The organism is Gimesia chilikensis (genome assembly GCF_008329715.1).
GTDB classification, from domain to species: Bacteria; Planctomycetota; Planctomycetia; order Planctomycetales; family Planctomycetaceae; genus Gimesia; species Gimesia chilikensis.
In genome coordinates this window covers 192,458-214,490 of record NZ_VTSR01000020.1, presented here as the reverse complement: position 1 = coordinate 214,490, position 22,033 = coordinate 192,458, and the positions used below count along the sequence as shown (strand labels likewise).

The following is a 22,033-nucleotide window of genomic DNA, read 5'->3' as shown; positions in this document are numbered from 1 at the left end:
CCGATGGCGGGTATAGCGGTATTAACGATAGGTACTTGAGTGTAAACTCACATTTCTCTCCAGTCCGGTAATCCCTTTTTCATTTTCCTGGTCGCTTGTTTGGGATCGAATTTGTGAGGATCAAACGGACCAATCCAGTCCTTGAACTCTTCATGCCGCTCATGTTGGGGGTCATCCAGAGCCTCCAGATATTCCGCATAACCCCAGACTCCGCCAATGTCTTCGGGAGGGCAGGCTTGTTCTCCTTCCAGACAGAGTGGGTACTTCCTGTTCTTTTCCAGCGGAGGCTGCCCCTCAAAAAAGATTTCATGTTCCCAGCCATCTCCAAAGTCATAATCGTATTTGAAGGAAAACCGTTTTTTAGTCTTGGGGAGGATTTGACAGAGTGTTGTGGCTGTTGAGTCGAAGCAAACAAAATCACCGAAACCATCGTCCAGGAGATCTGGGTCCCCGTATCGTTCGCCGTTAATCTCGAACTGGTGCAGGTGCATATTGTCCCAGCCCATAGCAGTCTGGATGTGTTCGTGTAGTTTATCGAGAGTGCAGTCCTGAACCTGAATTCGCCTCCAGATCTGGGGTTCGAGTCCGAGCAGCGTGACCTTGAACTGATAGAGGAGATCCGGGTTTGCCTGCGGCCTGGACTGTGCCTCCATAATCTCCAGTTGTTCGGCTCTCGCCATGATTCCCTCTTCAAGCCGATCCATCAGATGACTGGCCATCAGCAGCAGTGCAATCTGATTCTGTATCTCACCATTCGGCAGATCCTCTGCCAGAGATAATGTCATTTTGGCAACCTCCACTACGGTGAGGGGCTTTTCCTTCACCAGTTTGTTCTTGATACGTTTTGACAAACCGGGTACCAGGAGTAGCATATCTCGCTGGTCAGGTTCCAACCAGAAGTTATCAAGCGGCTTTGTTTTAATGCGAAGTTTTTCGGCGGCCACGAACGTCGCACCGACAAAATCTACGATCTCCACAACCTGATCTGAGATCACTTTTTCCCTGTATGCGTCCTCAATCTTCAAAATCTGTGGAGACTCTTCATCCGTGTAAGTGTCAAGCAAATGCTGAATCTTGTTTAAAATGTTACTGAGTTTCTTTTGCTGCTTCTCGTCGTCGCAGTGGTTAAACTCGGCAGCGAAGTAGTTACCGAAGTCGTTCAGGGCGTCGAGGGTCATCATTATTGGTTTGCCGACAGGAGTTTCCTGAATGATTTGCTCGTAATCCTGGTCGACGCACGCCAGGTCACCCAAAATCAGCTTCCGCTCGGCGGTGGTCAGTTTGAGCGGCACTTTTTCGTCGGGTTGAATCTGTTTTTTAGTAGGCATAATGGTTTCCTTGAAGATGTCGGACCTCAGTTCTAACAACTAACGATAGAATCCGGCAATGTAGTACCAGTTGACAATCACTAACTTTATCAGCCAGTCTTGGGCTATCGCAAACAAGCCTCGTAGTCAAAAACGAACTTGGTAATAACACGGCTAATCTTGTTTGTCGTAAAATCCCCGACTTGCTCCGGGAATGACATCTGTCGTAGGAACCTGTCAAGACAAGGTAATTCAAGCAACTAAACTCAGAGCCAACACGCGGCATATGATCTATTGGACTGAACCGCAGGGGCTTTTTCGACTATGGGAATTGAATGCCCGCAGGGTGAAAACAGCGATCTGTTTTCTCTTTCATTGCAAGCATAATTCTCTGACGGGATCGTTCGTTCAAGTGTCGAGGCAGGCCGCTGTGGCGGGTTGTAATTGCCAGAACGGTTGTGCGGGGACTCCCGAAGACGGGTGCCGTCACCGGCGCAGACCCCGACCGGAACACTCTACGAAAAGAGATCGAAACAACGAATTGATTCTCTGCCTGAGAGTTCATGAGGTGTCACAGACCTCCCAGAGTTCGGAGGCCGACAACGAGGCACGAACCATACATGGAGCAGGAAGTCGCTCCCGGCGGGAGGGTAATTCCTGCGACTTGTCGAGCGCGGCCTGTCCGCAGGAGGGATAGATGGCAGACGACTCCCCGGGAACCGGAGACGTTGCCCGGGGACGTTTTTCGCTCAGAGGTCCCGCCCCTTCCAGCAGTCCGCGGCACAGCGCGATCTTCTCTGCCCGGAAGCGGTTGGCCAGAAAGCCATAATGCCGAATCCGCATCAGCCCGTCCGGAAGCACATGCTGCAGTAACCGGTGGAGAAACTCCGTGGCGGCGAGCGTCATCGTCCGCTTCCGACTGTCTTGGGCGTAGTCTTTATAGCGGAACGTGACCTGGCCGTCTGCAACGTTCAACAACCGGTTGTTCGAGATCGCCACGCGGTGCGTGTAGTGTGCCAGGTATTTGAGGACCGACTCGGGGCCGCCGTAAGGCGGCCGGGCATACACAACCCATTCGGTCCACACGGACCAGTTGAGCAGACGTTTGAATTCGTGGGGGGCGGCGGCGGAAGCCAGCTGTCCGGGGAATTTCAGTTTCCCTGCGGCAAACGCCTGCCTGAGCAGGTCCAAAAACTTGCCGCGAAACAGCCGGCTGAGTACGCGTGCGGGCAGGAAGAAATCGGCCCGGCCTGCGACCCAGCGTGTGCGGTCGGGCGCCAGTCCGCCGGAAGGGACTACGCAATGCCGATGAGGATGCGGCATCAGGGTCTGGCCCCAGGGGTGCAGCACGGCCAGGAACCCGATCTCCGCCCCCAGGTGCCTTGGATCGGCGGCGACTTCCAGCAGCGTCTGGCTGGCCGCGCGAAACAGCATCCCTTACATCAGCCGCGGGTTGGCAAGCGTCAGATCCACCAGCAGGTTCGGCAGCGTGAACACCACGTGGAAGTAGGGCACGGGCAATAGTTCGGTTGCCCGCCGCTGCATCCACTGCGCACAGGCGGAACCCTGGCACTTGGGGCAGTGGCGATTGCGGCAGGAGTTGTAATTGATCTGTCGATGTGCAGAGGAGCGGCACGTTTCCACATGCCCTCCCAGGACTGCAGTTCGGCAGTTCTGTAGCGCCCGCATGACGCGGCTCTGGGCAACGGACGTAGTATATCGCTTCTGGTATTCCGCGCCGTACTGCCGCACGACGTCAGCGAGTTCCCACCGGGGGCGCGTCATGAGTCCTCCTGGGGGGGGCTGGCTGGTCCTGCTCATGGAGCAGATCCAGGGGACTGCGGGTGCGGCCGATAAAGTGGGTGGAAACGTGCGTGTAGATCGCAGTAGTCCGCTGACTCGCGTGCCCCAGGAGTTCCTGGATGACTCGCAGTTCCGTGCCGGCTTCGAGCAGATGGGTAGCGAAACTGTGACGGAGCATGTGCGGCGTGCGGCTTTGTCCAGGCCGGCTTCGGAAATCCGCAGCCCTGCAGCGTAAGCCGTCATCAGGATGGTGCGGTGCTTAAGCGAGTGCACTGCCTGAAAGAAGCGGCGCACCTCGTCAAAACTCAGCACCTCGGGTAAATGCCGCTCGGGCCGGGGGCAGCGAACGTCCTGCACGATATCGCCGCGGTGAAGAGTGGTTCGATACAGGAACCGCAGTGCGGCCAGCGCCTGCTTGTAGGTTCCCCAGGCGACTTGCCGGTCTTGGACCAGATACAGCAGGTAAGTCCGGATCGCCTCCGGTCACAGGACTTCCGGGCTTTTACCGAAGTGCCGGGCAAAGCGGGACACGTTGTTGACGTAAAGCTTGATCGTTTTCGGGGACAGGTTCCGCAGTTCCATGTCCTCGATCATGCGCTGCCGCAGTGGAGTCATCACTGGACCTTTCGTGAAACAGAGATTTCAGAGACCGGGAAGGTACTGAAACTATGCCTCACAAATGGCGGAAGCGCAAATCGGAATATTCGGAACAGGCCGTACAGACGGACCGGGGTACCTACGTGTGCTTTACGGTCCGGGGGGACGAGCCCTCAGCGGAGGGATCAATCACAGTTGCCGATCCCAAGCCTACCGCGAAGCGGTTTAGTTCATAATTCCTTATTCATATGTACTAAACTTTACAGAAATTGATTCTCAAAAAAAATTCTCTCGGTAATTCTTTAAAAGACGATATTTGTAGTAACCTGTTTTCGTTCCAAAGTTTGTGGAATGTATTTTTCAACTTCCTATTTTGTTCAACTTCAACTGGTCCAATTATTATCAGAGTCCCTAATATCCTTTCGATGAGGAGAACTTTTGAAGAATGAACGAGTAACCGAGATCGCCCTCGAATAGATTGTCCGTAAGCTACTTGACGCAGATGCACTATAGAATTTAAGTAAATATCTGTCTTATCCCCAGCAAGTCCTTTAAATTTAGTTCGGCCACCTGGCAACGTGCTCCTAATCAGTAAAGCGGTACGAGATCAGAAGAAGTCAAAGGATGAATGTAACTTCGGGTCTAACAAGTAAAATACAAAATCATCACATAAGCTTGCCTCTGGTCTTGGCTAAAAAACTAGCTGGACGAAATGCTAAAGCATCTTTCAATTGCTTTCGTTTTGATTCAGGTCGAGAGTGAGTCTAAGTGGCAGTCATCCCTAAACCATAGCTTGCTCCATTCGTCGCGGAAGTAGAATGTCCCATCAATTCACTACGTATCAACGGATCTACGTTCCCATCCTGTAAGCACGTGGCAAAGAGGTGCCGGAGCGATTTGGGAGCGGTGAGTTGCGGTAGGTCAATTTGCCTGGTCAACTTGATGAATTCCGTTCGTATTCGATCGGTTTTTAATGCACCACAATCGCGACAGATCGCTCGTGAGAGTTTCATCCACCGACTTCTATTGATGGTCTTACCGAGATCAGTCTCTTCACGAGCTACCCGTCGCTGAAGTAAGTCTTCGAGTTGCTTTTCAGTTTGGCCATTTAATTCAGGCCGTGCGGAGGCTGATAAATAACGTCGTTGCAAGAAGACTGGCCCCGTGAGTCGATCACCAACTGTGATTTTCAGAACGTCTCTCTGTTCATCAATCAATGGGATTTCACGTTCGTTTCGTGTTTTGACCTGCCAGCCTAAATGAGGTTTGTTTCTGACGAAGAGCATTCCTGTTTTTAGATCGAGATCATCTGGTAACAGCAAGTGCGTGAGCTCTCCTGGCCGGAGTCCCGTCAGCATAAGCGTGAGAAAGATAGGAACTGCCAGTCGTCACAGGCTTCCAGAAACGCCTTTTCCTGATCGGGACCGAAGATGGAAACCGTTTTGGCATTTTCGATTGGGATACAGTCCAGATCCAGACAGGCGAATGGGTTTTCAGCATACGGAGAAAGATGTCGTCGTTTTATCGCATAACCAAACATGCTTCGACAGCATTGCAAAATGTATTTGATGCCTTTGTCGAGCAGTGGACGTTTTTGAGAATTCTCGTGTCCATTCGGAGCAACTTTGATCGTCCGCAGGTGATGCACAAACTCCTCAGCATGTCTGGCCTGAAACTGAGAGGTTTTCGACGCGACACCTTTCTCGCTGACGAAGTTGATTAGATGTGTTGTTGCCGCTCGATACCGCCGGATGGTTTGCAAAGAAGAACGCAGAACCTGTTCGTGATGGTTGAGCCATCTGGTTTGCAATTCATCGATCTGCACCGGTTCAAAATTGAAAACGGAATACGTGTGTGACTCCAATTGAGAATTAATCTGGGCTGCCATCTGACGCGCATGGTCTTTGTCAGGACCTATCCGGGGACGTAAACGTTTGCCGTTTTCCTGGTAGGTGAGATACCAGATTTTACTGCGCAGATCGCCGCGGACTTTGCTGATACGGAACGATGTCTTCCGATTTTGTTTTGATGATTGCTTCATCAACAGAACCTTTCAGAGAACCCCCTTGCCACAAAACGCCACAAAAAGTGCCACAAATGGGAAGCTCTGGAGCGGTCCAGAAAAAGCAAATGCCGCTGAGTTATAGGGTTATAACTCAACGGCAATCAAATAAGCGGAGAGAGGGGGATTCGAACCCCCGGTCCCGTTTCCGGGACACAGCATTTCCAGTGCTGCACAATCGGCCACTCTGCCACCTCTCCGGTTGAGTTGCACTCGTAATGAGGCGACTCAGATATTTTGATTCACTTCGAAGCGGGGCAGCTTATTCGTCTGCAGCTTCTGCGGAAGCGCCTGCTTTGATCGCAGCTTCCCGGTCTTCGATCTTCTTCAGGGATTTGATACGGTTTTGAACCTGAGTTTTCTGAGCGTTGATCTGCCGCCATTTGGGGTGTTTCTTACGCGCTTCTGCAGGAATGTTCTGCTCATCCAGGACTTTAGCGTAGTCTGAAATAGCGGCTTCTGCATTCTGTAACTGACGTTCTAACTGTTCTCTGCGTAAAGACATTGTCTTCCCATGTCCCTTTTGATGTAGTATTGACCGTTTATCTCTGGAAGGGGTTCGGCCCCTTACTATGCGCAAAATGATTGACTTCCCAGGGCCGACAGCCGAAGGAACGAGGATTCTAACAAGATCAGCCCGGATTTGACAACGGTCAGGGGACGTAACCTGATGTATTGTCCCGTTTTTTGCTCAAAATGTTGCAATTGAACATGTTAGCATGATTGCTCGGGGCTGGATTCAGGGGATATCCACGCTGAGAGCCGCTCGGGAGGCTGGTTCCACATTGAGGCTGTTGTGGACCTGTCTGACCCCCTGGATGCGGCTGACTGACTCCTGAGCCAGCTGTTTCTCATAATAGCTGCTGACAATCCCGGTCAAGTAGACCTGTTCCTGTTCGACTCGATATTGCACATTCTGACGAGAAGCCAGACTGGTTTGCGATATGGCATGGCTGATCAGCTCATTCAGCTGATGGGCGCGGTCAATGCTGATGTGTTGCGACATGGGAGACCAATACTTTAAGGATCTTAAAAATTTCACCTTATCCTTATACATGCTTCTCATCCTGAGGTTAGAAATGGGTGCAATCAGTTCATGCACTCTTTGACTGTTCGGCTGATTGATTTTTCCCCAATCAGGAAAAAGATGAGGAATGCAAGGGTTCCGTAAAGCTGGTCAGGAATCAGGATTAGAATCAGGAAAACAGGTACGAAAGGACCTGGTCAGGAGGGAGATCTCCCCCACGCTCCGGTTGCGTACATGTGATCACCCGACGTTCCAGGCTTTTCTGACAGTGAGGTGTTCCTGTGTTTTGTTGTAATGTACAATCAGGGAGTATCAATCAGTCAGGGGATCTTTGGGTTTAGAAATCACAGTTGCCCTGCCAAGTCAGGTTCGAGATTCTGAGAAGGAAACAACTTTGGTAATCATCAGTGATCAGGAGCTTTTGCAGCGATCTGCAGAACCTGCTCATGATTTATTTCCCGTGATGCGTCGTGCTTCCGTAATGTCGCCCCTGGTGGCGTTGCTGGCGCTGGGACCGGGGTTACTGGCCTTTCATTCCTACCGGATTGATGAACTCTCTGCCTGGTTCGGATTACAGTGCCTTGGGAAGACGCATCTGCTGGGCGACAGTGGCAATGCACTGATATCTCAGCCCCCCCTGGTCGGCTGGATCTTCTCCGGTTTGTTGTCGATCATCGGGCACTGGTCTTCATCGCTGGTTCTGTTTTCCTACTTCTCGACAGCAGCGATGTTGTATGTCGCATATCGACTGACTCGTAAAGTCTGTAATCCGCGGTATGCGCTGGTCTATTGCTTCTTACTTGCATTCCATCCGGTGGTGCTCAAGCAGATTCAACTGATAGAAGCGCCTGCGTTCCCCATTCTGTTTGCCCTGCTGACGATCTGGGGCTTCATTACACATTTGCAGTCTGAATCGGGTGTTGTCTCGTACAAACTCATGTGCGGAGGGATATCGTTGGGGCTCTGTCTGTTGTCGGGAGGAGTTCTGGCACTGGGAGTGTTACTAATGCTCGGGGTGTTTATTATCAACCCCCTGTATCTGCCCCGCGGTCGTTCCCTGGCAGATCAACAGAAGCTGCCAGGGGTGAAGCAGGTATTGAGAGTCTGGAAATCACTTCTGGTTCTGGCCTTCACGGGTTTTGCCGTCGGGGGCTGGTGGGAACTGATGGCAGCTTCTCAGATTGAAGGCTTCTGGTCCAACTGGTTCGCAGGCACCGGTCAGCCCACGATCAGCTTTTACTGGAAGGCGGAATTTTATCCATCATACCTGGCCAGGGACGTCATTTCTTCCATGGGCTTCCTGTTGGGGTTTGCCATCTTCGGCCTGTTTCACGGTATCAAACGAGTATTGAATCCGCAGGGAGGAAATCTGCAGGAGATCGCCTGGTTGCGTCTGGTCGTCATCTGGGCATTGTGTGGTGCCTTATTCTGGTGGGGCGTGCAATACCTGCCGCAGATGAATACCAGTACCCGGGCCATGTGGAAGCTGTTCTTCATCATTCCCATGATGGCGGTCGTTGCCTGGGAATTCCAGCAGATCGCTCTACGACGAGTAGGCTATCCGACTGTGCTGGCGGTATTTACCCTCGGAGTCTTGGCGGTGATTTTCATCAATGCTTCTAATACGGATACGCTCAGTCCATTGATCAGCTCGCGTTTTCTGAGGCAGTTGATCATTCTGGGTTTATCACTGGTGATGGTGCTCTGGTACAGTCATCGATTTAAGAAAGAGCATGCCCACAGGATTGTCGAAGTCGCGCTGGTGCTGGCTTTGTCTGTTTTGCATGTGGTCTATGGTGTCTTTTCCATTCCTAAACCTCACCCGGCTGGCGAACGGCTGCTGCAGTTTGAGAATCAACTGCGATTGACTGAAAATGTGGGAGACTGTTTTCTGGTCAGCAAGAGTGACCAGGTGCCTCTGGAACTGAAATTTCTGGTGTTCTATCTGTGGGGTGATATCGAACTCAAGCAGATACAGGGGGCGGTGTTGCCCCAGGATCTTCAGATTCCTGATCGCACTCATGCGGATGAACCTGGTGAGAAGCAGGTGATAATTCGCTGGGGGGCATCTCCTGTTGCGTTACGTAATATCCTGAACGCGGATTTTGTCTTAAAGCCTGTTGCACAGCCCGATGTTTACAAAAATCAGGAATTGCAGGCGGATCTCGTCAGTAAAGCACCACCTGGTTTCTGAATTAGTTATCTCAATCATTTCGTGATTTTTTGCTTTGGAGTCAGCTACATGAAACTTCTGAATCTTTTCGCTTATTCTTCACGAGCCCGGCAGGCCGTGGTTTGCTTTTCTTTAATTACGCTGTGCCTGACCGGATTGAGCTCGATGACTCTCGCAGCTGACCCGGTCGTGCTGGAAGAGACTGAGCAGCAGAAATGGTACAAAGGTAATCTACATACGCATTCATTATGGAGCGATGGCGATGATTACCTGGAAATGATTGCTGACTGGTATAAGTCACATGGGTACGACTTCCTGTCATTCACAGATCATAACGTGCTCTCAACCAGTGAACGGTGGACCGTTCCTGAAAAAAACAAAGGCAAACTGCACGCGTACGAAGAATTGAAGAAACGTTTTCCCGACTGGATTGAAGAGCGGAAAAATAAAGAAGGGCAGATCGAAGTTCGGATGCGGACTTTCGAAGAGGTATCGGAAAAACTGGGAGAGCCCGGGAAATTCCTGCTGATTTTGAGCGAAGAGGTAACGGACCGTTACAAGAACATGCCCGTGCATATGAATGCGACCAATGTGCATTCCCTGTTAACGCCACGCGGAGGACAGAGTGTGTATGAGGTGATGCAGAACAATACCAACGCACTACTGGCCCAGCGGGAGCGTTCGGGGAAGACGATGATGATTCACCTGAACCATCCTAATTTTCATTATGGGGTCACCGCAGAAGAACTGATGAAGGTGATCGGCGACAATTTCTTTGAAGTCTATAACGGTCATCCCGGTGTGAATGACTCAGGGGATGAATCTCATGCCAGCACTGAGCGAATCTGGGATATTATTCTCACGAAGCGGCTGGCTGAACTGGACCTGCCCATGATGTACGGTCTGGGGACCGATGACGGACATAACTATCACAAGATTCCCAGTCGCGCCAGTGAACCGGGGCGGGGTTGGGTCGTCGTACTTTCCGAAACTCTGGAGCCGGAAGCTCTGGTGAAGGCACTGGAGGCCGGGAAGTTCTATGCATCTTCCGGCGTGAAATTGAAATCAGTCCGGCATTCTGGCAAAGGAATGCAGGTGGAAGTGGATCCCGAGGAGGGTGTCGAATACACGATCGAATTCATCGGGACGCGGGAAGGCTATCCTAAACGAGGGATTCCCGTGCTGGACAGCAAGGGCCAGGAAATGCATGCCACCAAACGCTACAGCAAGAAGATTGGTGAATCGTTGAAATCGGTGAAGGGGACTTCCGCCAGCTATGATTTTGATGGAAATGAGATTTATGTGCGGGCAGTTGTGCATTCGTCAAAGCTGCATCCCAATCCATCAGAGGTGGGAGAGGTGGAGCGTGCCTGGGTGCAGCCGATTACTGGTCCCGGAGCACCGAAAAAGTAGGTTGATTGAACTTACTCGGTAGATTCTGCTGACTGTCCGCTGGCACTGGTGACGATCAGTGTCTGGCGGCTGAGCAACTGTCCTTTGGAGCTATCATAGACCGAAGTTTCGAACTGCGCGACTCCAAATGGAATCTGGTCAGTCAGCCAGAGATCCGTGCGGTAGCGCAGTTTTTTTTCTGCTTGCGTATCAGCGGCGATGGTAACCGCGACTTGCGACGCTGCCAGTTGACAGCGATAGGCGTCTTCGCGGAGTGGTGTAAACACGTGTCTGATCTTGCCGGGGTTATATGCCCGACGACGTGGCATGCCATAGAAGAAACGATAGGCGGCATACTTCTCTGCGTCCGAGACATTTTCATTGGGCCATTGGAGAAATTCTTCCGGCCATTTTCCAGCATTAAACTCAGCGACATCGATGGTGTAGCGACTGGACTGAACCAGGTCGCTTCCTAGATGACGAGTAACCTGAATTGTGCGCAGGTTCGGTGCTTTGCTCTGTTGTTCTTCGGACTTAACGACGCTGATTCTGAAACGGATTAATCGTCCGTCGTTGGCGGGGCCGGTGAATTCGACAAACGGTTCCGGTACATCCGGAGTTGATTCCGGAATCGATGCCAGCCAACTGGAATGGGGGCGTTTGAATGGTGTGGGACGCTGTTCATATTGAATCCAGCCAGACTCTTTGAACCAGGAGAAAATCCAGGGGGCGCGCCAGGGGTTATGCAGCGGATGATGTGCGGAGAAGACCGAAAGCAGCAGACAAAGGACACCCACACACTGTAACCAGCGTCTGTTCGCCAACTGATCGAGTAGTGGGATCATGCTGATCAACCAGAAGGGAGTGAGCCAGAGCATCCAGCGAAGAGCGGCACTGTTTCCACCATAGTTGTAGTTGCCGGTTCGAGTCATATAGAAACCAAAAACGATGACCGTCAAACCAAGACTGATCCAGAGCAGGGGACGCAGGCTATGTTGGGCAGCCTGTCTGATGCGCACCCATGAGAAGAGTGTTAAGAGGTAAATGGGCGACAGCGAAAAGATTCCATGATGTCCCAGCGTGCAATGAAAGAAATAGACCAGCGGGGAATCGAGATTCTGGTCCAGACCCTGTGGGTTGTTCCAGTAGCTGGGGATGCCTTTATGTTCGTAGAGATATTTCTCGGTTCCGTAATACATATAGAAGGGCTTCCAGCCGCCGGTAGCTGCGAAGTTGGTGACGAAAAAACCGATCAGTGGAATCAGGGCTGCGGGAGAAAATACCAGCAGCGTCAGTCGTGGATTCGCTTTGAACAGCAGACCGAAAGTGACCAGACCAAACAGGGCCGCCGGCAGTTCATTGCAGCAGGTAAACATGGCAAAGAAACCGGCAAGGGCAAAGTAGCGTTTCTTCTGGTCTCCGTCGAGGATGATTCTCATCAGGGGATAGAGCGTAAAGACAGCGCAACTGGCGGCGATGGAATGATTGTTCAAAGTCAACAGAAACGGAGTCAGTAATGTGGCGAAGCAGGAGGCGATGACAACAAAGAAACGTGTGAAATCGGTCTGGGCATACTTTTCGACCATGCGACAGATAAGTGCCAGCGCAATGAGCATCGGAATCAGATTCACGATTATTAAAATCAGGTGGGCTACATCATAGAGATTCTGATTCAGGTTCAGCCCGGTGACTGTTTTGATCAGCCAATACAGGCCCGCTACCATCGTAGGAAACAGGGGCGGCTTGGATGAATAAAAATGATCCTGGTGACGGACCTTGTCGATACTGGACCAGCCGGAACGATCGTTAATCGTATCGATCTGATAGGTGCCTTCTTCGACCAGTGACCAGACGGTGCACCAGCGAGAACGGTCATTCGCACTCTGCAGAGGAACGCTGTTCATGATTGCAGCCAGATTCTGGCCTGCTGTGACTGTCAGGAGCAGAATATAGATACACCAGCGAAGTCTGGTGTTGTGAATGATTTGATCTGATGTGGGAAGATCTGTCGCGAGGGCTGTATTGGTCATGAGCACAAAACGGTTTCTGAAAGAACGCAGTGTGAATTGTCTGTTCAAGTGAGGTTACTTAGCAGGAGCACAGCGGGGCTGGACTCTGTCTGCAGCATGCAGATTATCGCATGTCACTCGAAATGCAAACGGGGAACTGATGTCCGTTCAGGCGGTTTTTCAGAAAATCAGCGACTCACGGTTAAACCGAAGTAAGCTCCGAAACACGCGAATCAGAACAATTCGTGAATCGGAGCACCATTCTCGATCACGGGGATCGGGCGTCCTTTGTCATCGACATAGTGCGTATCCAGGGGGACGCCCATGTAGCGGTAAATGGTGGCTGCCAGATCGCCCGGACGAACGGGCCGATGCTTGATGTTGCTGCCATCATTTTCGCTGGCTCCGATCACCTGACCATGATTCAGACCTCCGCCTGCCATGCACATGGACATGACGACCGGCCAGTGGTTGCGCCCATCGGTGCTGCCCTGAGTTCCCGACATGGGCGATCGCCCGAACTCGCCCATGGCAATCACCAGGGTATCATCCAGTCGGCCTCGCTCTTCGAGATCGAGAACAAGGGTGGTTAACAGATGGTCGAACAGGGGGAGCAGTGGCCCCAGGCCGTTCTTAATGCCCCCATACGGAGGAATGTTGTCACCGTGGTTATCCCAGGTTCCGGAAGCGGTGTGATAGCTCAGGTCGAGGGTGACGAACGAACTGCCGGCTTCCACCAGCCGTCGTGCGAGCAACGCCTGCTGGCACCACAGGTGTTTTCCATAACGGTCACGTGTTTCGGCTGACTCTTGCGACAGATCAAATGCCTGTTGCACCCGTTTTCCGAGGACCATGTTGTAGGCACGTTGACTGTAACTGTCGATGGCGTTCATGGATCCCGCCTGATCGATATCGCTGCGCAGGTTGTCGAACTGCAGCATCAGATCGCGTCGACTTTTCATACGCTCAAAGGACAGGCCGGGAGCGAACTGAAACATTTTGCCGCCACTCATTCCGCCGGTGTCTTTACCCACCATGTCGTATACGGGCAGGTCGGCGGCATCGTTGGCGATAAAGGGATCATATTGTTTGCCGAGATAGCCTCCCCATGCTATATGAGAATCGTGTTTCATGAAGGCGACGTAGGGGGGCATTCCGGGATGATTTGAGCCATGATGCTTGGCGACGATGGAAGCCATCGCCGGGTATTTGTCCCCTTTGCGATTTGTACGAGGCGTTGCCAGCAGATTGGCGGTTTGCATGACCTGGTTGGGTTGATGGCTGCTCATCTTGGGATCGACGGAGCGGATCAGCGTGAAGCGATCCATCATCGCTGCCTGTTTAGGGAGCCGATCGGTAATCGTGATACCTGGGACATTGGTTTGAGTGACACCAAACGGTCCCCGGTTCTGAATCGGACGATCCGGTTTGGGATCCCAAGTATCAATGTGGCTGGGCCCGCCCGTCATCCAGAGCAGGATGATACTCTTCTTAGGGAGTGAAGATTTGCCTTCTGAGAGCAGAGAATCAGAAGCACGCAACAAGTTCGGTACAGTCAGACCTGCCAGGCCTGCCAGCGAGGCTTTGAGCATATTCCGCCGACTTTGAACAACCAGACCTTCCGGTACCAGCGGGTTAAAAGCGGTAAATGCATGCTGTGAATGTGTGCGCGAATGTAGATTGAACTTCATTATCAATTCCACTTCCCATATCGGGGTTGCGAAGCGCGAGCGAACCTGCAGTTAGAATTTCATAAATATTTAATCTTATTTAATATATCGTCTGTCTCTGATGTGTTCAATACGATTCTCTGTCGCAGCAGACAATTTCGGACAAATTATGGCTCTCAAAATCTGATATTTCTGTCTGAATGGGTTGGCAACTGATCAGAGTGGCTCTTCTGATAAGCGTCTTTCAGGGGGCTGGTTCGAGCACAATCCAGTTCAGGCAGGTGTTTGTGGTAGAGCCAGACTTTCCGATTTCGATTGTCAGTCGGCCATCGGAAACATCGACAGTTGTGCTCTGCTCATGAAATGCGCCACTGACTGTGGCCTGGTCCTCGATCAGCGTGTTGCCTTCTACTGTCACCCATTGCCCGACCTGTTCGTGGCCGGCATCTCCGACACAAACAGTAACTCGATAACTGCCTCGAGGAAGTACGCATTCCCAGGTGGCATGACTTCGCGTGAAAATGAAGGTGTCTCGATAGGCTTCCGGAACCTGCTTTCGTTCGCGCACATTCCTGCTCAGATCCTGTTGCCAACCAAAACCCCGGGACTCCTTGAAAGGCAACCCATGATCGGCTTCAAATCCGGAGATGGCAGGAGTCTTGCTGCCAGCGAAGTTAAATTTACGAGCCCGGTTTGAAATGTTTTTTTCCGGCTGGCCATCCTGGTCGGCGGTCAGTTTTTCAGGCATCCATTGCAGTGGTTCGCCCGGAGTGAAAAGGGAGGGATCATCGGCATCCGCGATACCGTCCCCATCGGCGTCGTCTGGTGTAAGCCGTTGATAGGGACGGATGGGAACTCCTTGAATGGCAGACCAGAGTTTTTGGCAGAATTCTCCTCGCGAAAGGTTGTCTGGAAGAGACAGAACCAGGTCGGGGTCCTGCAGTGCTTTCATTGTGAGCTCGAGCGTGGCCGTGCGCCACTCGGGAGTTGCGGGTTGGTCTGGTCGGAAGTCGACTTCACGGACCTTGAGCGGGAGAGCCCCGCGGGCAGCGAGTCGATTGACGGCCACAAAAGCCGGATGTGCCGGAGCCAGATCGCGGAACGGCCAGATTAAAACTGCCAGACCGGTCTCTGATTCCCCACAAAGTGCATGCCGCACCTGTTCCAGCTGTTGGCGATTGTAGGGGATTTCGCGTGGCTGGACCTGCTCTTTCAAAGAGACAGCAGCAGTCGCACCTGCTGCCTGACCAATGGCGATGCACTGGTCGTGCAAACGAATCGCGGCACTCACGATACTGCTGTAGCCAACATTTTTCTGTGCGCCGAGCAAGCCTTCCATTTCCACAGGAACTAGACTCCGCAGGGGAAACAGGCTGCGATCGCTGACCAGGCTCGTGTTCCGGCCCGGTTTCTCATAGTCGATCCAAGGGCCGCGGTTACCCTCGGATTTCAAGTAGGTACGTCCGGTACGGTGGAAGTCGTAATGGAACTGCCAGGCGAACAGTCCATCAGGATACATGACACGGGAGAACCGTTCGCGAGCGAATTTCTTGGTCGGGCCGTCCATATTACGGCCATCCTGCTCACGCATCATGTACATGGCTTTCAGACGCAGTGATTCGCGAATATAAGGTTTGGGGGGCAACTGGTCGGGTGTACCGAACTCGTCGCTCAAGTGGAAGTGCCGGAAACTGTTGGTCTGGTCGTCAGCTCGATCGTGCACGAAATTCTGCAGATGATACAGCAGGCAGAGCGAATGCCGTTTCGCGTCATCAAAAATAATCTCTCTCTGGCGACGGTTCATCAACACAATGTTCTTCATGGAAGCCCCTGGTTCGGTTGCTTCCAGAGCTTCGCAGACGTGGTGTGGAAGTCGTTCGAGGGGGTAGTCCTGGCCCAGCATGTAATTCAGGAGAATGCTGGTTTTATGATCTTTGCTGGTATAACCGTCCACGATTCGTCGGACCGTGAAGACAGAGAGCTGGCGGGGGGAAGCCTGTCCGGCGGGCGGCCAGTGGGGGATAGAGCCCATTTTTTTAAGGGGGCGGTCCCATTCCAAGTACTTCATTTCAGCGAAACTCAGTTTGGATGTTCTTACGAAACAGCGATCATCGTAGCGTTCCGGCTTGGGAATTGGGGTGTCGCCGTCCGATTCTTCTAAGATCATGGCCCAGGTGATCGGATTCATTTCATTGGGTGGGTAATCCTTCAGATCCAGGGGAGCACTCGGTTCTCCGTACCGTGATTGCGGGTCGGCTCCAATTTCGAATGCGGCACCGGCAACCTGGATTGCTTCTCCCCAGTCAGAAGCGTCAATCGTCATCCTGGCCCTCACGTGCAGGTCAGGTGTTTCTGTCCCGACTGGTGCAAACCAGAGGCCCGTCAGCCGGGAATGAGTTCCTCGCCGGTCAATGTCTGCTTTGACGGGATAATGGCGGGTAATCAGTCGAATCTGGCCACTCTGGATGTAGGGTTGGAGCAGTTCACGAAAGATGGCTTCGGCTTCGGCGGGGCGAAATGTGGAGGGTCCATGGAACGGGCGTCCCGGCATGGGCGATCCGTATTTTTGTGTATTGAAAGCTTCGATCCGATCCATCAGTTCCTTAAACAGGCCACTGCGGTGGAAGGAGCGTTTCATCGGATGCCAGTCAACGCCCCAGCCGACTTTACCCGGCCCTTTGTTTTCGTCGACACAGGCGAGCGCCTGTTCTGTGTACTGTCCGCCAAGCCAGTCTCCATCCAGCACGAGGGTAATCGATTCCACCCCGAGTCGTGCCGCCTGGATGGCTGCCGCCCATCCTGATTCCGTTCCACCGACAATCAATAAATCGGTTTGCGCTTCGGCCTGTTGAGCGAACAGGAAATTTTCTGAAAAAAAACTTAGTAACCAGCAGAGGAGCGCGATCTTCTTTTTCATGAGCTGTGTTTACTTATTCAATTGTTAACAATGATTTGATTTTCCCTGGCAGATGACAAAGCCTGAAAGAACGGTTTAGCTGCATCATACGACACCATTCATTGAGTTGTCATCTCTCTTCCTGATTCTGGCAGCATTTCTCGAGTCGGACCATACGCCTGACGATCGCACGATCTGAGTGTTCTTTTCGTCAGCAGCATGCTCTGGCACTGATTTTGCATGAGTAAAGCGTCGTTAACAAATCCTTGATCAATCAACCAGTTGAGCCTGAAAAAACAGCATACCCTGCAGGTTCAGTAGGCAGACAAAGACAGGGGTGAGTTCATTTCAGTTCTGATTTAAATTTTTTCAGGAGTTCTTTAAATGTCTAAGATGCAAAGGCCAAAACGGGGTTTTACCTTGATCGAATTGCTGGTGGTAATCGCCATTATCGCAATTCTGATTGCCCTTTTGTTACCTGCTGTACAGCAGGCCCGTGAGGCAGCCAGAAGATCCCAGTGTAAAAACAACTTGAAGCAGCTTGGACTGGCACTCCACAACTACCATGAAACATTTTCGGTTCTGCCTCCGGCGCATATCGGACGTTGCACGACTCCCCGGCTCATGGCCAGCGGTCTGACCATGTTGCTGCCTTATTTAGATCAGGCTCCCTTATACAACATGTACAACTCCAGCGGTTCTGCTACGACACACTCCAGTATTTCTACTGGTCCGGGCACTCTTTCCGCAGGAGATGACCCGGTGACTAACGGAAATGCCGCTGTGGTCAAAACACTGGTCACAGTCTTCCTGTGCCCTTCCGATGACGGATCTTACTTCATTCCTTCCGCTACCGGCAGCTATGGTATTTCTGCTACGAATACCGGAACCGGGGGCGCGAAGACCAACTATGATTTCATTACCATTACCCCTTACAACTCCTGCGAAAACTGGACTCTGACTGCACCAACCAGCCGCTGCATGTTCGGCGACAACAGTAAGTGCCGGATGGATGACGTCAAAGACGGGACGAGTAACACCCTGATGATGGGTGAAACTACCCGTACTGTTTACAACGGCGGAACCAACGCCTGGGGATACCGTGGACACGTAATGGTCGGTCTGAATCTGGTTTCTTACCCGATCAACCGCTTCTATTACTCGTCTGCCTCACCTCCAGAACAGCCCCGTGGAAAACTGGGTAGCTGGGCGTACTCCGGAAGTTTGCACACTGGTGGTGCTCACTTCCTGCTGGCAGATGGTTCGGTTCACTTTATCAGTGAGAACATCGACACTACTACCCGCCAGAATCTGGCACGTATGTCTGATGGCAATGTCATCGGAGAATGGTAAGGTCGACTGATAATTCAAATCGAATTTTCAGGCCTCTCAATTCAGACGTTTTTAAGAGGAAACTCCAAACGATGTTACAACGTATCAGCTTATGTCTGGCAGTTTGCGGTCTCCTGGTGGGGCTGTCGGGCTGTGGTGGCGGTGCTGAAGAAAAGCCGCTACCGAACACTGTGCCTGTTACTGGGGCAGTGACTATGAAGGGCAAACCACTGGTCTCAGCAACGGTTACTTTCGTCCCGCAGGGTGAGACCAAGGGCGTGGAATGCGTTGGCTTTACTGATGAAGCCGGTAAGTACCAGCTGAAACAGATCCGAGGTGGCGAAGGAGCTCCTCCGGGCAGCTATAAAGTGGTTATCAATCACTTCGTGAAGGGAGACGGTTCTCCTATCAAGATTGATGGCTCTGAGCCCCCGGCGAACCTTGGTGCGGTTGAATCACTGCCGATCAAGTACAGCAGCTTTCTTGACTCAAAACTGACTGCTCAGGTGAGCGATGCAGGAGGCGAGTTCAATTTTGATCTGAAGTAGCAGCGTCTGAAGTCGACTTTGTTCGACTGCAGTAAAGACGAGCTCTAATTACTCAACGGCCTTCGGTTTTATTTCACCCTGGAAATAGAACCGGGGCCGTTTTTTGTTGAGGCAGGGACCTTTTTAGTGAATTCCCTGGATCAGCGTGACCTGTGGCGCAACTGGTATCTGTTTCCAGTGTTCCGACTTCCCATCGGGCCAGACGACGGTGAGGCGTTTAATCTGTTTGGCGTCTCCCGTGGGAATGATGACCCTTGAGTCGCTGGAGGACTGAAAGCTGCCCCCTGCCGGCACACAGAAGATCTGTTCGACACCATCGACAGTCGCTTTGAGTGTCACCCCGAGAGGTTCTCTTGCTGAGTTGGTTCCAATGAGTTTGATGCGTACGCTGTTGCCAGTGTGAGGGCTGTCATTCTGTAAGAGCGTGGCTGGTTTTAGCTCCGGTAAGCATACCAGATCTGTATCTCCATCATTGTCCAGGTCCGCAGAAGCCACAGCGCGTCCCAGAACCTGTTCCTGAAAATAGGAGCCTGATTTCCGGGAGACATCTAAAAATCGCCGCCCCTGTTGATTCAGATATATCTGCTGTGTCATTTCGTACTCATGCTCGGTCTGACCATCATTCAGATCCCAGATGTGGCCGTTGGCAATGAACAGATCGGGCCACTGGTCGAGATTGAAATCAGCGGCGATCGTTCCAAATGCGAGCTTGGGACGGGAATTCGTATCCAGACCCAGGCGTGTATTGCTGGTCAGGAAAATACCGGAATCAATCTGCTCGTAAAAATCATTGGGGGAATTCTCGAAGTTGGTGACAAACAGGTCGAAACGTCCGTTTCGGTTGTAGTCAGCACACGCAATGCCCATCGATGATTGCGGCATGCCGTTATCCCCCACGGCAACTCCCTGGACCAACGCTTCTTCCTCAAATTTGAAGTCGCCTTGATTTCGGAAAAAGAAATTGTCGGTCATATCGTTGGCGACAAAAATATCGAGCAGACCATCACCGTCCAGATCAACAATCTGTACGGCGAGTCCTTTACCGGCTTCCGGTTTTGTGATTCCTGCGTCCGCGGATCGATCGACAAAATTGCCATCTCCGGAGTTCTGAAACAGGACGTCTGGCTCTGCGGTGCGACCAATGGGACCACAGGAAATTTTGATCCGCCTGCCATTCAAAGTGGTGTAGCAGGGAGGATCTGACTCTGCGTACTCCACGTAATTTGTGACATAAAGATCGAGATCGCCGTCACCATCCAGGTCACCAAAGGCGGCACTGGTTCCCCAGTGTTTGGCATCTCCTGTGTCTGTCTGCTCAGTAATGTCTGTGAAAGTGCCATCGCCGTTATTCTGCCAGAACGTATTTTTCCCATAAGCACAAAGATAAAGATCGACAAAGCCATCGTTGTCAAAGTCACCGCAGGCTGCTCCCATACCGAATCCACTGGTATTCACACCCGCATGGGGGGCTACGGGCGTGTATTGCAGGGTTTTCCCAGGCTGGCCCGTTGCGCGATACAGTTGATTCGTCTGTCCTGCTTTGTCTGCAGGTTGATCAAAGTGAGAACCGTTGGAAAAGAACAGATCCAGTTGCCCGTCCTGATCATAGTCAAAGCAGGCAACACCCCCTCCATTCTGCTCCACCATGTAATGTTGAGGGCTTGGGTTTCCATAATAAGTAAAGTCGACGCCGCTGGCCGGTGTGATGTCTGTGAAGCGAAACGGGCTCGGAACTGAGACAGCCGCAGGTTGATCTGGAGCATTAGCGGCAGGCGGGGCAGCTACGTTCTGGGAACTCTCTGTTTTGCCTGAAGGCTGACTGTTGCAGCCTTGAATCGTCAGGAGAGTCAGTAACAGGAGAACCGTGTTGCGAATCATTTCACTTCCAATAGGGAACAAAATCAGTTTCATATCGAGGCAGCAATTTTTTTCCATAACAAGGCTTGTTGAGTTTTGCCCAGCGTCTCCAGATGGGCGGCGATCTGCTGGCAATCTTCTTTGCTAGGCTTGTCCAGGGCTCCACTGGCAACAAACTTGTATAACTCCTGATAGCTCCGTGCCATTTTTTTAGTCTGTTGAAACTGTTTTTGAGCTGACTCATATTCTCCGGAAGCTTGATACACACTGCCGCGATGCTGCAGATATTTAATTTCAGAAGGATTAAGCTTGAGTGCCAGCTGTATTTCTTCCAGCGACTGGTGCAGGTCATCGTTTTGAAAGTGGAGACGACTTTTCAGAAAGTGCCAGCGGTCGTCCTGCTGTAATTGCTGCTGGAGTTCAGTTGGATAGTCTTTTTCTGGTTGTAGCAGCTTTTGACTTTTTTCCAGATCACCAGTTTCCAGGTAAAAGTCAGCTGCTGTGAGAATCGTTTCCAGTCGTCTTGGATTGATAGCCAGTGACTGCTCGATCAACTCGCGGGCCCGGTCAGTCTGGCCCAGTTTCCAGTAGCAGTAGCCCAGTGCAAGTACGATCGAAGCCTGTCCCGGTTCTGCATCGTTGATGCGTTTCAGCAGACTGATTGATTCCTGGGCGATAGGAGGAAAATATTCGATTTGTAATAAATGGTAAAGTAAAGGATACGGATTTTCGGAGAGCGGCAATGCTTCACTCAATAGCCTTTTCGCTTCTCTTACTCTGAACTGGTTAAAATAAAGCCATTGTAATTCAGTGATTACTGATGGGGATGCGGGTGCGTTGTGCAGAAACTGTTTGAGTGCTTGCTCTGCCTGCTCCATTCTGGCCGATTTCAGACATGCTTTTGCAGAATTCAATAAGGCTGGCTGATAATACTCAGACTCAGGTAAAATACTTCCAAACTGATTGGCTGCCTGCTCGTAGTTTTTCTGCTGATAGTAACAATGGCCCAGTAGAAATGTGGCTTTTTGATTATCTGGAGCGACTACCAGCAGATTCAGAAGCATATCTATGGCTTCCGGCCGCTGTTGGTCAGCAAGCAGACGCTCTGCGGTCTGAATAATTTCATCTGCCTGAGCTGGATCAGGCTGTGAACTTCTCGAGGAGAATATCCAGATCAAAAAGAACAGGCAAAAGATAGCGATCAGTATAGTAAGTCGTTTCCGCAAGAGTTGCTCTTCTGCAAATAAAGCTGGAACTGGATTAATTATCAATGAAGGAGATAGTCAATTTATACGGTCAGAAATCAGCGTGCGATGATAGTCCGTTTCTGGTCACTGTATGTAGATTATGATCAGTATAT

The 22,033-nt window shown here is 51.6% G+C and carries 15 protein-coding genes, 1 tRNA gene and 2 pseudogenes; 4 read left to right on the top strand and 14 right to left on the bottom strand.

Annotated elements, in window-relative coordinates:
- Positions 1-47: 47 nt before the first annotated feature.
- The 9 genes and pseudogenes from FYZ48_RS29475 to FYZ48_RS22960 form a co-directional block, all read right to left on the bottom strand.
- A complete protein-coding gene (locus FYZ48_RS29475; protein ID WP_198422262.1) occupies positions 48-1,328 on the bottom strand; it encodes a plasmid pRiA4b ORF-3 family protein in 1,281 nt (426 codons plus the stop codon).
- Positions 1,329-1,868: 540 nt separating this feature from the next.
- A pseudogene (locus FYZ48_RS23005) lies at positions 1,869-3,092 on the bottom strand (IS91 family transposase).
- On the bottom strand, positions 3,064-3,288 hold the full coding sequence (locus FYZ48_RS22995) for a tyrosine-type recombinase/integrase (RefSeq protein ID WP_149344725.1): 225 nt from the start codon (positions 3,286-3,288) through the stop codon (positions 3,064-3,066). The pseudogene FYZ48_RS23005 and the gene FYZ48_RS22995 overlap by 29 nt, the downstream one beginning before the upstream one ends.
- 248 nt (positions 3,289-3,536) lie before the next feature.
- A pseudogene (locus FYZ48_RS29690) lies at positions 3,537-3,692 on the bottom strand (phage integrase N-terminal SAM-like domain-containing protein); the annotation flags it as partial.
- Between the two features lie 779 nt (positions 3,693-4,471).
- Positions 4,472-5,029: a hypothetical protein gene (locus FYZ48_RS22980; protein WP_242022745.1), complete on the bottom strand. Its 558-nt coding sequence runs from the start codon at positions 5,027-5,029 to the stop codon at positions 4,472-4,474.
- Positions 5,030-5,058: 29 nt separating this feature from the next.
- The gene (locus FYZ48_RS22975; RefSeq protein ID WP_149344719.1) at positions 5,059-5,748 is read right to left on the bottom strand and encodes a phage integrase SAM-like domain-containing protein; all 690 of its coding nucleotides are present in this window, start codon (positions 5,746-5,748) and stop codon (positions 5,059-5,061) included.
- Positions 5,749-5,882: 134 nt separating this feature from the next.
- A tRNA-Ser gene (locus tag FYZ48_RS22970) sits at positions 5,883-5,969 on the bottom strand.
- A 62-nt stretch (positions 5,970-6,031) separates the two neighbouring features.
- Complete coding sequence (locus FYZ48_RS22965; RefSeq protein ID WP_149344717.1) at positions 6,032-6,274, bottom strand: hypothetical protein; 243 nt, start codon at positions 6,272-6,274, stop codon at positions 6,032-6,034.
- A gap of 234 nt (positions 6,275-6,508) precedes the next feature.
- Positions 6,509-6,775 (bottom strand): BON domain-containing protein, encoded by a 267-nt coding sequence (locus tag FYZ48_RS22960; protein ID WP_187782171.1) that lies wholly within the window; start codon positions 6,773-6,775, stop codon positions 6,509-6,511.
- Positions 6,776-7,190: 415 nt separating this feature from the next.
- Here FYZ48_RS22960 and FYZ48_RS22955 point away from each other — a divergent pair, with 415 nt between their 5' ends.
- Positions 7,191-8,990, top strand: a complete 1,800-nt coding sequence (locus tag FYZ48_RS22955) for an ArnT family glycosyltransferase (RefSeq protein ID WP_149344713.1) — start codon at positions 7,191-7,193, stop codon at positions 8,988-8,990.
- A gap of 144 nt (positions 8,991-9,134) precedes the next feature.
- A complete protein-coding gene (locus FYZ48_RS22950) occupies positions 9,135-10,382 on the top strand; it encodes a hypothetical protein (protein ID WP_187782170.1) in 1,248 nt (415 codons plus the stop codon).
- 11 nt (positions 10,383-10,393) lie between these two features.
- On the opposite strand, the gene FYZ48_RS22945 is transcribed toward FYZ48_RS22950, so the two are convergent.
- From FYZ48_RS22945 to FYZ48_RS22935, 3 genes are all read right to left on the bottom strand, one after another.
- Entirely contained in the window at positions 10,394-12,391 is a 1,998-nt protein-coding gene (locus FYZ48_RS22945; protein ID WP_149344711.1) for a hypothetical protein, read from the bottom strand.
- Between the two features lie 212 nt (positions 12,392-12,603).
- Positions 12,604-14,061 (bottom strand): DUF1501 domain-containing protein, encoded by a 1,458-nt coding sequence (locus FYZ48_RS22940; RefSeq protein WP_145042166.1) that lies wholly within the window; start codon positions 14,059-14,061, stop codon positions 12,604-12,606.
- A gap of 223 nt (positions 14,062-14,284) precedes the next feature.
- On the bottom strand, positions 14,285-16,957 hold the full coding sequence (locus tag FYZ48_RS22935; protein WP_149344709.1) for an FAD-dependent oxidoreductase: 2,673 nt from the start codon (positions 16,955-16,957) through the stop codon (positions 14,285-14,287).
- A 363-nt stretch (positions 16,958-17,320) separates the two neighbouring features.
- On the opposite strand from FYZ48_RS22935, the gene FYZ48_RS22930 reads away from it, so the two are divergent.
- Together FYZ48_RS22930 and FYZ48_RS22925 are read left to right on the top strand one after the other, a co-directional pair.
- On the top strand, positions 17,321-18,289 hold the full coding sequence (locus tag FYZ48_RS22930; protein WP_149344707.1) for a DUF1559 domain-containing protein: 969 nt from the start codon (positions 17,321-17,323) through the stop codon (positions 18,287-18,289).
- Positions 18,290-18,360: 71 nt separating this feature from the next.
- A complete protein-coding gene (locus tag FYZ48_RS22925; protein WP_145441580.1) occupies positions 18,361-18,816 on the top strand; it encodes a carboxypeptidase regulatory-like domain-containing protein in 456 nt (151 codons plus the stop codon).
- A gap of 123 nt (positions 18,817-18,939) precedes the next feature.
- Here the strand turns inward: FYZ48_RS22925 and FYZ48_RS22920 are convergent, their stop codons facing one another.
- Positions 18,940-20,694 (bottom strand): CRTAC1 family protein, encoded by a 1,755-nt coding sequence (locus tag FYZ48_RS22920; protein WP_187782169.1) that lies wholly within the window; start codon positions 20,692-20,694, stop codon positions 18,940-18,942.
- 29 nt (positions 20,695-20,723) lie between these two features.
- Positions 20,724-21,944: a tetratricopeptide repeat protein gene (locus FYZ48_RS22915; RefSeq protein ID WP_149344702.1), complete on the bottom strand. Its 1,221-nt coding sequence runs from the start codon at positions 21,942-21,944 to the stop codon at positions 20,724-20,726.
- Between the last annotated feature and the right edge of the window lie 89 nt (positions 21,945-22,033).